This window comes from Rhizobium cerradonense (assembly GCF_030182455.1).
Taxonomy (GTDB): domain Bacteria; phylum Pseudomonadota; class Alphaproteobacteria; order Rhizobiales; family Rhizobiaceae; genus Rhizobium.
The window spans coordinates 202044-216986 of sequence record NZ_JAQJCK010000002.1 but is presented as its reverse complement, the minus strand read 5'-3'; the positions used below and the strand labels follow the sequence as shown (position 1 = coordinate 216986).

Here is a 14943-nt window from a genome sequence, read left to right as displayed (position 1 = left end):
GTGTAACTTCATTCTCTTCCGACAGGACGCCCGAATTGTCGACGCCGGTATTGGTGTCTGATTACGAGGGTAAGCTGCCAGCAAACGTGCGCCCGGGGGCGCCGTAAAAGGACTTTGCTGGTCTTCGCGCGCGGCCGACGGCAGAGGAATGATACTCGCAGTCAGCTAACACACTAGGGGCGCGTCCATGACTTCAGTTATTTCTTCTCTGAGCATCAATCAGATTAAAGCTCTTACCACCTCAACGATTAAGCAGTTGACGACCGACGACGTCGCGGCACTGAGCACCACCCAGATCAAGGCGCTGAGCTCGACGCAGATTTCCGCTTTTGAAACGCAGGATATCTCCACCTTCACCTCCACGCAGATGGGCGCCGTATCGACGAGCGCCATTCTCGGTTTGAGCCTGGACCAACTGGCAGTTCTCTCCACGACCCAGTTGGGTGGCCTTTCCGGCGAGCAGGTCGCCGCGCTTACCACAGCCGATGTTGCAGGCCTCTCCACCGATCAGACCAAGGGTCTGACCACCACCCAAGTTGCCGCTCTCACCTCGAAGCAGGTTGCAGTCCTCTCCACTGACGACGTTGCTGCTCTCTCCACCGATCAGATCGGTGTCCTGAAGACCGCACAGGTCGCAGCCCTCAAGTCCACGCAGATCGCAGCCCTCTCCACGGATCAGGCTGCCGCGCTGAGCTCGACCCAGATCGCAGCCCTGACGGCCTCCGAAGTTGGCGCCCTTTCCACTGCTGACCTCGCAACCTTCTCCACCGACGAAGTCGCAGCCCTCTCCACCGCAGCCCTCTCCGGCCTGACCACCGATCAGGTCGCAGCGCTCTCTACGGATCAGGTTGCTGCTCTCAAGACCACCCAGATCGCCAAGCTCAGCACCAGCCAGATTGGCGCACTCTCCACCGACCAGGCCAAGGTTCTGACCACTGACCAGGTTGCCTCTCTGAGCTCGACCCAGATTGGTGCGCTTTCCACCGATGACGTCGCCGTCCTCTCCACCACTCAGATTGGTGCGCTGAAGACCGCGCAGATCGCAGCCCTCAAGTCCTCGCAGATCGCAGCCCTCTCCACGGATCAGGCGGCCGCTCTGAGCTCGACCCAGGTCGCAGCCCTGACGGCCTCCGAAGTTGGCGCCCTTTCCACGGCTGACCTCGCAACCTTCTCCACTGACGAGATCGCGGCAATCAACACCGCAGCTCTGTCGGGCCTGTCCTCCGATAAGGTCGCAGCGCTCTCCACCGATCAGGTTGCCGCTCTGAAGACCAGCCAGATCGCTAAGCTCAGCACCAGCCAGATCGGCGCACTCTCCACTGACCAGGCGAAGGTCCTGACCACCGACCAGATCGGCGCTCTGACAAGCTCGCAGATCGGCGCCCTCTCCACTGACGATGTTGCCGCTCTCTCCACCACTCAGATCGGTGTCCTGAAGACCGCACAGATCGCCGCGCTGAAGTCCTCGCAGATCGCAGCCCTCTCCACCGACCAGGCTGCCGCTCTGAGCTCGACCCAGGTCGCAGCCCTGACGGCCTCCGAAGTTGGCGCCCTCTCCACCGCTGATCTCGCAACCTTCTCCACCGACGAAATCGCAGCAATCAGCACCGCGGCCATCTCCGGCCTGACCTCTGATAAGGTCGCAGCGCTCTCCACCGACCAGGTTGCCGCTCTGAAGACCAGCCAGATTGCCAAGCTGAGCACCACCCAGATCGGCGCTCTTTCGACCGACCAGGCCAAGGCTCTGACCACTGACCAGGTTGCCTCTCTGAGCTCGACGCAGATCGGTGCGCTCTCGACCGATGACGTCGCGGTCCTCTCCACCGCTCAGATCGGTGCGCTGAAGACCGCTCAGGTCGCAGCTCTCAAGTCCTCGCAGATCGCAGCCCTGTCTACAGACCAAGCTGCCGCTCTGACGAGCTCGCAAGTCGCTGCCCTGACAGCTACTGAAGTTGGCGCCCTCTCCACTGCTGACCTCGCAACCTTCTCCACCGACGAGATCGCAGCCCTCTCGACCGCAGCCCTCTCCGGCCTGTCCTCTGAAAAGGTTGCCGCCCTCTCCACCGATCAGGTTGCTGCCCTGAAGACCAGCCAGATCGCCAAACTCAGCACGAGCCAGATTGGCGCACTTTCGACCGACCAGGCCAAGGTCTTGACCACCGACCAGGTCGCCGCTCTGAGCTCGACCCAGATTGGTGCGCTCTCCACCGATGACGTCGCGGTCCTCTCCACTGCCCAGATCGGTGCGCTGAAGACCGCTCAGGTCGCAGCCCTCAAGTCCTCGCAGATCGCAGCACTCTCCACCGACCAGGCCGCCGCTCTGACGAGTTCGCAAATCGGTGCCCTGACGGCCTCCGAAGTTGGCGCACTTTCCACCGCTGACCTCGCAACCTTCTCCACCGACGAGATCGCAGCTCTCTCGACCGCAGCTCTGTCGGGCCTGACATCCGATAAGGTTGCAGCGCTCTCCACCGACCAGGTTGCTGCTCTGAAGACCAGCCAGATCGCCAAGCTCAGCACCAGCCAGATCGGCGCGCTTTCGACCGACCAGGCCAAGGTTCTCACCACCGACCAGGTCGCCGCTCTGAGCTCGACCCAGATTGGTGCGCTCTCCACCGACGACGTGGCTGTCCTCACCACCGCCCAGATTGGTGCGCTGAAGACCGCACAGGTCGCAGCTCTGAAGTCCACGCAGATCGCAGCACTCTCCACCGACCAGGCCGCCGCTCTGACGAGTTCGCAAATCGGTGCCCTGACGGCCTCCGAAGTTGGCGCACTTTCCACCGCCGACCTCGCAACCTTCTCCACCGACGAAATCGCAGCAATCAGCACCGCGGCCATCTCCGGCCTGACTTCTGAAAAGGTTGCAGCACTCTCCACGGATCAGGTTGCCGCTCTGAAGACCAGCCAGATCGCCAAGCTCAGCACCAGCCAGATCGGCGCACTCTCCACCGATCAGGCTAAGGTTCTGACCACCGACCAGGTCGCGGCTCTGTCCTCGACCCAGATCGGTGCGCTCTCCACCGACGACGTCGCCGCTCTCTCCACCGCTCAGATCGGTGTCCTGAAGACTGGCCAGGTCGCCGCGCTGAGCTCTTCGCAGATCGCCGCCCTCTCGACCGACCAGGCTGCCGCTCTGAGCTCGACCCAGATCGCAGCCCTGTCGGCAACCGAAGTTGGCGCCCTTTCCACCGCTGACCTCGCAACCTTCTCGACCGACGAGATCGCAGCGATCAGCACTGCAGCCCTCTCCGGCCTGTCCTCCGAAAAGGTTGCAGCTCTCTCCACGGATCAGGTGGCCGCTCTGAAGACCAGCCAGATCGCCAAGCTCAGCACGAGCCAGATCGGCGCACTCTCCACTGACCAGGCGAAGGTCCTGACCACTGACCAGGTCGCCGCGCTGAGCTCGACCCAGATTGGTGCGCTCTCTACCGATGACGTCGCGGTCCTCTCCACTGCCCAGATTGGTGCCCTGAAGACCGCTCAGGTCGCAGCTCTCAAGTCCTCGCAGATCGCCGCCCTCTCCACGGATCAGGCTGCCGCTCTGAGCTCGACCCAGGTCGCAGCCCTGTCGGCAACCGAAGTCGGCGCGCTCTCCACCGCTGACCTCGCAACCTTCTCCACCGACGAGATCGCAGCTCTCTCGACCGCAGCTCTGTCGGGCCTGACATCCGATAAGGTTGCAGCGCTCTCCACCGATCAGGTTGCGGCTCTGAAGACCAGCCAGATCGCTAAGCTCAGCACCACTCAGATCGGCGCTCTTTCCACCGACCAGGCCAAGGTTCTGACCACCGAACAGGTCGCTGCTCTGACAAGCTCGCAGATCGGTGCACTCTCCACCGACGACGTCGCCGTCCTCTCCACCGCTCAGATCGGTGTCCTGACGACCGGCCAAGTCGCCTCCCTGAAGTCCACGCAGATCGCAGCCCTCTCCACGGATCAGGCTGCTGCTCTGAGCTCGACGCAAATCGGTGCCCTGTCGGCAACCGAAGTCGGCGCGCTCTCTACCGCCGACCTCGCAACCTTCTCCACCGACGAGATTGCAGCCCTCTCGACTGCAGCCCTCTCCGGCCTGTCCTCTGAAAAGGTTGCAGCGCTGTCCACGGATCAGGTTGCTGCTCTCAAGACCAGCCAGATCGCCAAGCTGAGCACCAGCCAGATCGGCGCTCTCTCCACCGACCAGGCCAAGGTTCTGACCACCGACCAGGTCGCGGCTCTGTCCTCGATCCAGATCGGTGCGCTCTCGACCGACGACGTCGCCGTCCTCTCCACCGCTCAGATTGGTGTGCTGAAGACTGGCCAGGTCGCCGCGCTGAGCTCGTCGCAGATCGCCGCTCTCTCCACCGATCAGGCTGCCGCTCTGAGCTCGACCCAGGTCGCAGCCCTGTCGGCAACCGAAGTCGGCGCGCTCTCCACCGCTGACCTCGCAACCTTCTCCACCGACGAGATTGCAGCTCTCTCGACGGCAGCCCTCTCCGGCCTGTCCTCTGAAAAGGTTGCCGCCCTCTCCACGGATCAGGTGGCCGCTCTGAAGACCAGCCAGATCGCTAAGCTCAGCACCACCCAGATCGGCGCTCTTTCGACCGACCAGGCCAAGGTTCTGACCACCGACCAGGTCGCTGCTCTGACCTCGACCCAGATCGGTGCGCTCTCAACCGATGATGTCGCCGTCCTCTCTACCGCTCAGATCGGTGTCCTGACGACCGGCCAAGTCGCCGCCCTGAAGTCCTCGCAGATCGAAGCCCTGTCTACTGATCAGGCTGCCGCTCTGACGAGCTCGCAGATCGGTGCTCTGACGGCGACCGAAGTCGGTGCTCTCTCCACCGCTGACCTCGCAACCTTCTCCACCGACGAGATTGCAGCCCTCTCGACTGCAGCCCTCTCCGGTCTCTCCTCCGATAAGGTTGCAGCGCTCTCCACCGATCAGGTTGCGGCTCTCAAGACCAGCCAGATCGCCAAGCTGAGCACCACCCAGATCGGCGCGCTCTCCACCGATCAGGCTAAGGTTCTGACCACCGACCAAGTCGCGGCTCTGTCCTCGACCCAGATCGGTGCGCTCTCCACCGATGACGTCGCCGTCCTCTCCACTGCCCAGATTGGTGCGCTGAAGACTGGCCAGGTCGCCGCGCTGAGCTCTTCGCAGATCGCAGCTCTCTCCACGGATCAGGCTGCCGCGCTGAGCTCGACCCAGGTCGCAGCCCTGTCGGCAACCGAAGTTGGTGCCCTTTCCACCGCTGACCTCGCAACCTTCTCCACCGACGAGATCGCAGCGATCAGCACTGCAGCCCTCTCCGGCCTGTCCTCCGAAAAGGTTGCAGCTCTCTCCACGGATCAGGTGGCCGCTCTGAAGACCAGCCAGATCGCTAAGCTCAGCACCACCCAGATCGGCGCTCTTTCGACCGACCAGGCCAAGGTTCTGACCACCGATCAGGTTGCCGCTCTGAGCTCGACCCAGATCGCAGCCTTGTCCACCGACGATGTTGCGGCTCTGTCCACCACTCAGATCGGTGTCCTGAAGACTGCACAGGTCGCCGCTCTGAAGTCCTCGCAGATCGCAGCCCTCTCCACGGATCAGGCTGCCGCTCTGACGAGCTCGCAAATCGGTGCTCTGACGGCTTCCGAAGTCGGCGCGCTCTCCACTGCTGACCTCGCAACCTTCTCCACCGACGAGATCGCAGCGATCAGCACCTCGGCTCTGTCGGGCCTGACATCCGATAAGGTTGCAGCGCTCTCGACTGACCAAGTGGCCGCTCTGACCACCGGTCAGATCGCCAAGCTGAGCACCAGCCAGATCGGCGCTCTTTCGACCGACCAGGCCAAGGTTCTGACCACCGACCAGGTCAGCGCTCTGTCCTCTACCCAGATCGGTGCGCTCTCCACCGACGACGTCGCCGCTCTCTCCACCGCTCAAATCGGTGTGCTGAAGACTGGCCAGGTCGCCGCGCTGAGCTCCTCGCAGATCGAAGCCCTCTCCACGGATCAGGCTGCCGCTCTGAGCTCGACGCAAATCGGTGCCCTGTCGGCAACCGAAGTCGGCGCGCTCTCTACCGCCGACCTCGCGACCTTCTCGACGGACGAGATCGCAGCGATCAGCACTGCAGCCCTCTCCGGTCTCTCCTCCGAAAAGGTTGCAGCGCTCTCCACCGATCAGGTGGCCGCTCTGAAGACCAGCCAGATCGCCAAGTTGAGCACCAGCCAGATCGGCGCGCTCTCCACCGATCAGGCCAAGGTCCTGACCACCGACCAGGTAGCCGCCCTGAGCTCTACCCAGATCGGTGCGCTCTCCACCGATGACGTCGCCGCTCTGTCCACCACTCAGATCGGTGTCCTGAAGACCACGCAGGTCGCCGCCTTGAGCTCCTCGCAGATCGAAGCGCTCTCCACCGATCAGGTCGCCGCTCTGACGAGCTCGCAGATCGGTGCTCTGACGGCAACCGAAGTCGGCGCCCTCTCCACCGCCGACATCGCAACCTTCTCCACCGACGAGATTGCGGCGATCAGCACGGCGGGTCTGGGCGGACTGTCCACCGATGACATCGCTTCGCTCTCCAGCGCCCAGCTCTATGCCCTGACCACGACACAGGTGCAGGCACTAGATGAAGGACAAGTCGCGGCGGTCATCTCTGCCTACGCGGCCTACAACTAAAATCTGACGGATTGCGGCGCGGTTTCACCCGCGCCGCAAAAGACCTCGGCGCCGCGCGAGAAATTGCGCGGCGCTATTCTTTTGCGAGACACTCCGAGAATCCGGATTCGTTTGCGATTCGACCGTCATGACGGCGAGCGGCAGAGCGGCCGCTACTTCCCGTTTTGACCGTTCGCCACCCCCATGCCGGACGACGTCACGCTCCTGCCCACGGGCGCCTCTCCCGAAAAACAATCAGTCCGACGCAAGCTAGCTGCACTAGAAGGGATGACGCTTTCGCTCGTCAGTTTCCCTCGGCCGCAAGGCCGCCTTGCCGCAGGATGTCCATGACCGTCAATATTGCACCTGTCTCGACCCAAGCCTCGCCGCTCGTCAGCGCATCGGAGAGGGCTCGGAATCAGCAATTGCCGCTTGCCGAGCTATTTCAGATCGCTGAAGTTTTAGGTCGCATAGGCAAACAGTCGCAGGCGGTCGAACTCTACAAGACCTGGATCGCGTTCAACGACGCTAACCCCCTGCTGCATCTCGCTTATTTCAATTATGCGGTCGCCGCCAACCAAACTGGCGATGCCGCCGCGGCGATCCACGCGCTTCGCGCCTGTTTAAAGCTGTCTCCAGAGTTCGGACCAGCGCACATCAACCTCGGCCGCGTTCTGGAAGACAGCGGCCTGACCGGCCGGGCCGTCGAACAATGGCGAGACTTCGCAAAAGCGACCGCCGAGATCACGGCCGACAAGATTGGCTATCGCCTGATGGCGCTCCAGCATATCGGCCGCGTTCTCGAAGCCGGCGGTTTGCTGGAAGAGGCGGAAGCAGCTTTGTGGCAAGCGATCGAGCTGCAGCCCAGCAAGACCGAGGCGGGCCAGCATTGGACGTCGTTGCGCCAGCACCAGTGCAAGTGGCCGACGCTCATCACGTCCGAACATGTTTCGGCCCGGCACTTGCTGGATGCGATGTCGCCCTTGATCCTCGGCTGCTACAGCGACGATCCCCTATTCCAGCTCGGCAAGGCCTATCGCTATCACAAATCGCTGATCGGCCGGCCCGATCTCCGTGACTTCCCACGCCTTCCGCCGAAACAGAAATCGGGGACCGGAGAGCGTTTGCGCGTCGGCTACGTCTCATCGGATCTGCGCGACCATGCGGTCGGTTTTGCGCTCAGGGAAGTGCTGGAGCTGCATGACAAGAGCAGCGTCGAGGTTTTCGCCTATTACTGCGGCGAGCCGCGCTCCAACGACGCGACGCAAACGCGGATCAAGAACGCGGTGGATTGCTGGCGGGAAATCTCCACGCTCAGCGATATCGACGCAGCAAAGCAAATCCGTGCTGACGAGATCGACATTCTCGTCGACGTCAACGGCTACACCAAGCATGCGCGGGCGAAGATCTTCGCCTACCGGCCTGCGCCGGTCATCGTCAATTTCTGCGGCTATCCCGGCACGACGGCCAGCCCGTTTCATCAATACGTCATCGCGGACGAGCACATCATCCCGCCGGAGAACGAAATCTACTATACGGAAAAGGTGCTGCGGATTGCCTGCAACCAGCCCATCGACCGCAAACGGCTGATCGCCGCACGGCCGACCCGCGCGGAAGCCGGCCTGCCGGAGGACGCTTTCGTCTACGCTTGCCTCAACGGGATGCAGAAGATCACCGCCAACTGCTTTGCGCGCTGGATGCAGATCCTTTCCGCGACACCCGGCAGCGTGCTGTGGCTGCTTGCGGAGGCCCCGGATGTCAACGAGCGTCTGCGCCAGTTGGCCGCGCAAGCCGGCGTGGCGCCCGAACGCCTCATTTTCGCGTCCAAGGCGGCCAATCCGAACCACCTCGCGCGAATGGCGTTGGCCGATCTCTTCCTGGACACCTTCCCCTATGGGGCGCACTCCACGGCGGCGGACGCGATCACCGTCGGGCTGCCGGTCCTGACTATGCCCGGAAAAAGCTTTGCCTCGCGTTTCTGCAGCAGCATCGTCGCAGCCGCCGGCGTTCCGGAACTGATCTGCAGCGGGCCGGAGGATTATGTAAGCCGGGCCATCGCCTTCGCGCAGGACCGCGAGAGCCTGGCCGCGATCAGGGACTCCTTGCAGCGCCAGCGCGAGACGAGCGCGCTACGTGATATTCCAGGCCTCGCACGGCGCCTCGAACATCTGTTTTGGCAGATGCAGGGCGAAATCGAGCGCGGAGAAACGCCGGCGCCGGACATGCGCAATCTTGATGTCTACTACGAGGTCGGCGCCGAAATCGTTCTGGAGAATATCGAATTCGAGGATGATCAAGCCTACCGGCGCCGCTATCTCGAGAAGCTGGCCCAATGGAACGATTACGCGCCGCTTGCGCGCGACAGCCGTCTGCTGAGAGAGCCGGAATCACTTTGAAGTTGAATTGCGGCAACGGCTGCAAGCGAAGAGGATATTATGACTCCTGTTATTCTTGTGACATTCGCCGGGCGGCAAAAGCGAATGGAGATTCTGACCAAATACATCCGCAAGGCCATCAATGATGGCATCATTGATGAATGGCACATATGGGATTTCACGCGCTCCTCTGAAGATAACGAGTGGGTCACGCGCGAATTCGGCCCGGCGCGATATATGGGGTCCGAAGCGCCGTACCAGTTGAAGGGAGCGGTCACGCCCCGCTCCTCCTTCCGTGCGAATGCCAAGATAGACCACGATCTACATATCGCCGTTCTTCCGAATGGTGACGATGATAATTGCTTCGAAATTGTCGTCGGTGGCTGGCAGAACACGCATTCCGCTCTTCGCAGCGTCAAGCGCAGCGAACTGAATAACTTTGGGAGCCGGGGTGAAACAACGACCATCTGGAGCAAATCGACACCCAGCGTTCTTTCGCCAAGCCTGCCGAACCAGGTCGTGCTCAGCATCGACTCGGCGGGTGCTCCCTCACTTCAGGTCAATGGCGTGACGATCGGCAAGTGGCCTGAGCTGAACCTGGGCTCCGGCGCATCGGTGATGGTGCGCGGCGGATGGGGCGCCGATTTGGAACTTTGCGATATAAATGCCCCCGTACGACGCTACGTCGGGAACCCAAATGAAAAACTGCCCTATTGGCAGGCCTATGACTACTACGCGAAGCGGCTGGAGAGGTTTTCCAGCGCGGTATTTCTGAAGTGTGACGATGACATCGTATATCTGGACATAGAAAAACTCAATGAATTCATCGAGTTTAGAAGGGCCAACCCGAATTACTTCGTCGTCTCCGCAAATGTCGTGAACAACGGCGTATGCGCCTATTGGCAGCAACAAGGGGGCGGACTTCCCGATGACCTCGGTCATTTCGAGCGCCCGCCTGGAGGGTTCGGTGGAAGCCTGTGGCAAAGCGCCGAGCGCGCAACCCGGCTTCACGATTACTTCCTGGAAAAGGACGAGAAGCATCTGCCTTTGCCGAACAAGGTCATCGAATGGACGGAGCGCCAGTCGATTAACTTCATATCCTGGCTCGGAAAAGACCTCCTGCATATGGCTCTTCCGAAAGGCGACGATGAATATGCGCTGACGGTCGACCTGCCGACTTTCCTCGATCGGCCCACCGCGATCTATGCGGATTTTACCGTCAGCCACCTCAGCTTCGGACCGCAGGAACACGGGCTGGACGTGGATCGCTTGATCAACGCCTATGATGCCCTGAGCTCTTCCCGACTTTAGTCCGCCCGACGCTGGAAGCTCAGGCATCTCTCGACCGATACAGGTGCGCGTTTCGTCTTGACTCGCGCCCGTACGGTGTCGGCCGTGCTTCTGCGCTCCAGTCTAGCGAATATTCATAACGGCAAAGACGAACGACCCAGCGGTAACGCAGACTGCGAGTGTCACGTAGTAATCCATATTGCACCCCCTTTCCGCACCAACGCGGTCAAGGAGTCATAATGGTCACAAAAAAGACGCAAGAAAGAACGCTTCGCGCACTTTTTCTGTCGCCTGGACTCATGCCGTTATCGTGAAGCGTTTCGGAGATCGTCAACGGCTAAAGCAACTCCACGAAAAATTGCGCTGCGGCTTTCGGTCCGGAAATTACGAGAATAAAGAGATAGAGCGGTTGTGCGATCCCGTGAAAAGCTGAACCGCTCTACCGAAGTTGGAAGTTATTCCAATGCGAAGCTCTTGCCTTGGCAATAATAAGTCGGCCCTCGCGGACGGCGGCAAATAGAGCAAAAATTGCTGCGATTGTTATTAGATCCCAAAGCATCGCTGGCCTCATAATTCCTGATAAAAGCGGCCGGGCTCCGGCAACCGTCGCCGCGGGACGTCTCATAGCTTCAAGGCGACATTGCGTTCGGGGGACGGCACAATCGCGGCAAAATGCGAGGGCACGCGAGACTCGCTGACCCTGCCAATGACGCCGCGCAAGACTATCAGCGTCCTGTCGTCGTTGCCCAAAGGCTGGCTGACGGGCCTATGCCCTCTTGGAGAGCTTGTCTTTCCGCGTCTATCATTGTTGACTTCCAAACAATCATGACGCCAGCACGATGGAGGGGAAGATGGATAAATCGCTTGTCGAACGTTTGGCCGACTGCGTCGGGCAGATCGAGGAGTTCTCGCAGCGCATCTCTCGTATTCAGGCAGGAGAGATCCAGCATCAAGCCAAATTCGGTGACGGCCCCTGGGAGGATATTACGGCAATAGTCCTCACGCACTATGAGGATATGCTGGAGAACTACAAATATTTCGCCGAGGATTTGAGACGCCGCATCGATAAGGGTGAAAGCTGAGCTTACCTCGTCTCGTCGGCATCGAAGATCCAAGTAGGCGTCACTCGCTGCGCTGTTGCGGTCGCATCCAGTCTCTTGGGCCATTGCAGAAACAAAAAATTACCCAAACTGGTCGAATGGGGTTTTTTGAATCCGCTTTCGCCTTTGATATAGAATTCGATCATTCTAATATAAGAGTTCTGCCATATTTCCTCCCCCCGCCGAAACGCAAGTAGGCGGGGGCTTTTTTTAAAGTGCCGTCGTTCCCGCTTGGTTTCGTGCGGGGCTGAACAAATGAAGGCTGCGAAGTCTTCTCGTTCCTCTCGCTACCGTCACGCGATCTGTCACGCGACATCCCGCTCTCGCTTCTGTAATCAATTCCGAAAATTCGATTGAGGAGCGAGATGATGTCGACTTCAATTTTGACGGCCATGACGGTATGTGCAGGCATAACCACGATAGCGCTCATGGTGGTGCAGCTTCTTCATTGACTTCTAAGACGTTGCGCCGACGTTCGCGACTTGTCGGCGAATTCTCGCACTCGATTTTCGCGCCATTCCGGATAAAGTCGTCATAGTTTAGGGCGAAGTGGCCTCTTATAGGCGGCGGCTCCATCTTCGCGTCTCACTGCAGCGATCGGATAGTTCTCGCACATAGGGGACTTGATGCGAGCATGGATTGCAATTTGCGGAGCGACTTTGATCTTGCTGCCGGCTTATTGCGTGGCGGCAAACACTCCCTGCAGTGGCCAAAAAGGCGGCATTGATCACTGCCAGGGGTCAACTTTCATCTGCAGTGACGGATCTGTCAGCGCGAGCAAGCAATCGTGCGAGTCTTATATGGGCGGCGCATCCCTTTTCGGATCAGCACCTGAAGAAATGGAACCGACGACTTCAACAGATTGCTCCTGCCGAGGCGGATCGTATTGCGTCGGCTCCCGTGGCGGCCACTATTGTCTTACCGATGACGGCCGAAAGAGCTATCTTCGCAAATGCGATGGGTTTGCATGAATCTCTGAAAAGCTAAGAGCAGAAGATTGCAGAGCATCAAGAACATCTTCAGTCGATGGAAGAGCCAGACATCAGCCATTTTCGCAAAGAGGATAATGGAGCTGGGAGGTAACCGAGGCGGAGTACCGCCGACATATCGAAACCTATGCCACCCTGATTGCTCAGATTGCTGCGATTTCGGGTATTTGAAGGCAGTGTCCGCAGACTAAATTTGCGTAGAAGCCGAGCGTATCAGCCATCTTCCAACGCTGACCGGCCAACCTACTGATTTCATTGGAGAAATTTTGGTAGCGGAGGAGGGATTTGAACCCCCGACACAAGGATTATGATTCCTCTGCTCTGACCTACTGAGCTACTCCGCCACTTCAGCGCATAGTCCCCTGGACTATACACAAGGGCCAAACGAAACCGCCGCTCGAGGAGCGTTGGCTCGTCGGTTGAGCGGCTTATAAGGTGCGGTTCGGCTTTGTGTCAAGCGGATGATTTGGAAAAATCAATGCTTTCCCCCACGCCCCGCACCGCCGCCTTCAGGCCGCGACGGGGCTGGCCAGCAATGCCTTCAGCGAGGCTTCTGCCGTCGGTTCGCGCTCTGAGCGTTCGATGAAGCCGCCGCCGTAGACGCGGGCGTCATCACCCGGGGCGGAATAGAGAGCGCAGGCCTGGCCCGGAGCGACACCTGCCTCGCCGATCGTCAGGTCGACATAGATGCCAGTCGCATCGGCATGCAGCACGGCAGGGGCCGGCGCGCGGGTCGAGCGGACCTTGGCGTAGCAGGCAAAACCCTCGCCGGAAGCCGCCTGCGCCAACGGTTCGTCGCCCAGCCAGTTGACGTCACGGAGATAGACGCGGTGCGTTTCCAGCGCCTCCTTCGGGCCGACGATGACGCGGCGCGAGCGGGCGTCGAGATAGACGACATAAAGCGGCTCGCCGGTCGCGATGCCGATGCCGCGGCGCTGGCCAATCGTATAGTGCAGGATGCCCTCGTGATGGCCGAGCACGCGGCCGTCGAGATGGACGATCTCGCCGGCGAGCGCCGCATTCGGCTTCAGCTTGGCGATCACGTCAGAATATTTGCCCTGCGGCACGAAACAGATGTCCTGGCTGTCGGCCTTCTTGGCAACGACGAGGCCCATTTCCCCGGCAAGCGCCCGCGTCTCCGATTTCGGCATACCGCCGAGCGGAAAGCGCAGATAGTCGATCTGCTCCTGCGTGGTGGCGAAGAGGAAATAGCTCTGGTCGCGATCTGCATCGGCCGGGCGATAGAGTGCGCGGCGGCCGGGATGATCGGCCGACGGGTTCGGGCGGGAGCGGATATAGTGGCCGGTCGCCAGCGCGTCGGCGCCGAGTTCCTTGGCCGTCGCCAGGAGATCGGCGAATTTGACGGTCTGGTTGCAGGCTACGCAGGGGATCGGGGTCTCGCCAGCAACATAGCTTTCGGCGAAGGGATTGATCACCGTTTCGCGGAAGCGCTTTTCGTAGTCGAGCACATAATGCGGGATGCCAAGCGTCTCGCAGACGCGGCGGGCATCATCGATATCCTGGCCCGCACAGCAGGAGCCGGCGCGGTGCACGGCGGCGCCGTGATCGTAGAGCTGCAACGTGATCCCAAGCACATCATAGCCCTGACGCTTCAGAATGCCGGCGACGACGGAACTATCGACGCCGCCAGACATGGCGACGACAACGCGCGTATCTTCCGGCCTCTTGTCAAAATCCAGTGTGTTCACGGTCTTGCCGCCAATCTCAGTCGATCTTCGGTGCTGTCTTCTGTCCACCGGTTGCCATGCAAAAGCGGCGGATTTGTATCGTCTGCGGCACGCGGCGGCTTGGCCGCCCGGCCTTGATGGATCAGGGATATAGAAAGGATTGCTGCCCGGCGCAAGGGGCGGCGAATCACCGGCTTCGCGACAGCGGACGAGGCCGCCAATCAACCCTTGGCTTTTAGCCGCTCGATAAGATAGAGACTGCGGCGAAGAGCCGTCACGGCTGCGCCGACGGCGACGATCCAGAGCGCGATGGTCAGTATCCAGGAGCCGCCGCTCCAGAGCACTTCGACGACCGAGAGCAGAGCGGCCGCGGTCATCGTTGCCATGCGATGCTGTTTGGCCATCGGCCCGCCGAAATCGCTGGGATTGCCGGTAGCGCGGCCAAGCTCGCGGACATAGGCGGTGAGAACGGCGAAGGCGGCGGCAGCCCAGCCAAGGCCGGAAGCGCCAATGCCATAGCCAACGCCAGCGAAGATCAGGATATCGGCGACGCGATCCGGGAATTCATTCCAGAACGGCCCATCCGCCGCGCCCTTGCCGCCCTCGACGGCGACCATGCCATCCAGCAAATTGCAGAGCAGGCGAAGTTGGCAGAAGAGTGCCGCAAGGATCAGGAATAGGGCGCGCAGCCCGCCACTGCCCTGCCCCGACAGCCAGAAAGAACCGCCGGCCAGTGCCGCCATGACGATGCTCGCCTGCGATATCTGGTTCGGTGTCACCGACAAATTCGTCATCCGCCGCGCCAGCCCCTGCGCCCAGCGCGTGTTGCGGCTTGCCAATGGCCGCCTGTCGCCCATTCCCTCGCCCGCCATGGAC

Annotated in this window: 7 protein-coding genes and 1 tRNA gene; 4 read left to right on the top strand and 4 right to left on the bottom strand. The window is 60.8% G+C overall.

Features of this window, described 5'->3' with window-relative positions; all coding sequences use genetic code 11:
- Window positions 1-256 precede the first annotated feature (256 nt).
- The 4 genes from PH547_RS05200 (at window position 257) to PH547_RS05185 (ending at window position 11372) form a co-directional block, all read left to right on the top strand.
- Complete coding sequence (locus PH547_RS05200) at window positions 257-6646, top strand: beta strand repeat-containing protein (protein ID WP_350223729.1); 6390 nt, start codon at window positions 257-259, stop codon at window positions 6644-6646.
- A gap of 326 nt (window positions 6647-6972) precedes the next feature.
- Entirely contained in the window at window positions 6973-9021 is a 2049-nt protein-coding gene (locus tag PH547_RS05195) for an O-linked N-acetylglucosamine transferase, SPINDLY family protein (protein WP_285167716.1), read from the top strand.
- 39 nt (window positions 9022-9060) lie between these two features.
- On the top strand, window positions 9061-10311 hold the full coding sequence (locus tag PH547_RS05190; protein ID WP_104824125.1) for a DUF6250 domain-containing protein: 1251 nt from the start codon (window positions 9061-9063) through the stop codon (window positions 10309-10311).
- Window positions 10312-11141: 830 nt separating this feature from the next.
- A complete protein-coding gene (locus tag PH547_RS05185) occupies window positions 11142-11372 on the top strand; it encodes a hypothetical protein (protein WP_158704489.1) in 231 nt (76 codons plus the stop codon).
- A gap of 160 nt (window positions 11373-11532) precedes the next feature.
- On the opposite strand, the gene PH547_RS05180 is transcribed toward PH547_RS05185, so the two are convergent.
- The 4 genes from PH547_RS05180 to PH547_RS05165 form a co-directional block, all read right to left on the bottom strand.
- A complete protein-coding gene (locus tag PH547_RS05180) occupies window positions 11533-11820 on the bottom strand; it encodes a hypothetical protein (protein ID WP_104824127.1) in 288 nt (95 codons plus the stop codon).
- A gap of 826 nt (window positions 11821-12646) precedes the next feature.
- Window positions 12647-12723: transfer RNA gene (locus PH547_RS05175), tRNA-Met, on the bottom strand.
- A gap of 165 nt (window positions 12724-12888) precedes the next feature.
- The gene (gene mnmA, locus PH547_RS05170) at window positions 12889-14088 is read right to left on the bottom strand and encodes a tRNA 2-thiouridine(34) synthase MnmA (RefSeq protein WP_104825190.1); all 1200 of its coding nucleotides are present in this window, start codon (window positions 14086-14088) and stop codon (window positions 12889-12891) included.
- A gap of 200 nt (window positions 14089-14288) precedes the next feature.
- A complete protein-coding gene (locus PH547_RS05165) occupies window positions 14289-14939 on the bottom strand; it encodes a CDP-alcohol phosphatidyltransferase family protein (RefSeq protein ID WP_104824129.1) in 651 nt (216 codons plus the stop codon).
- Window positions 14940-14943 lie beyond the last annotated feature (4 nt).

Coding starts and splice junctions, on each gene's coding strand:
- PH547_RS05195 (WP_285167716.1), top strand. CDS start 6,973: ATGACCGTCAATATTGCACCTGTCTCGACCCAAGCCTCGCCGCTCGTC.
- PH547_RS05190 (WP_104824125.1), top strand. CDS start 9,061: ATGACTCCTGTTATTCTTGTGACATTCGCCGGGCGGCAAAAGCGAATG.
- PH547_RS05185 (WP_158704489.1), top strand. CDS start 11,142: ATGGATAAATCGCTTGTCGAACGTTTGGCCGACTGCGTCGGGCAGATC.
- PH547_RS05180 (WP_104824127.1), bottom strand. CDS start 11,820: ATGAGCGCTATCGTGGTTATGCCTGCACATACCGTCATGGCCGTCAAA.
- PH547_RS05165 (WP_104824129.1), bottom strand. CDS start 14,939: ATGGCGGGCGAGGGAATGGGCGACAGGCGGCCATTGGCAAGCCGCAAC.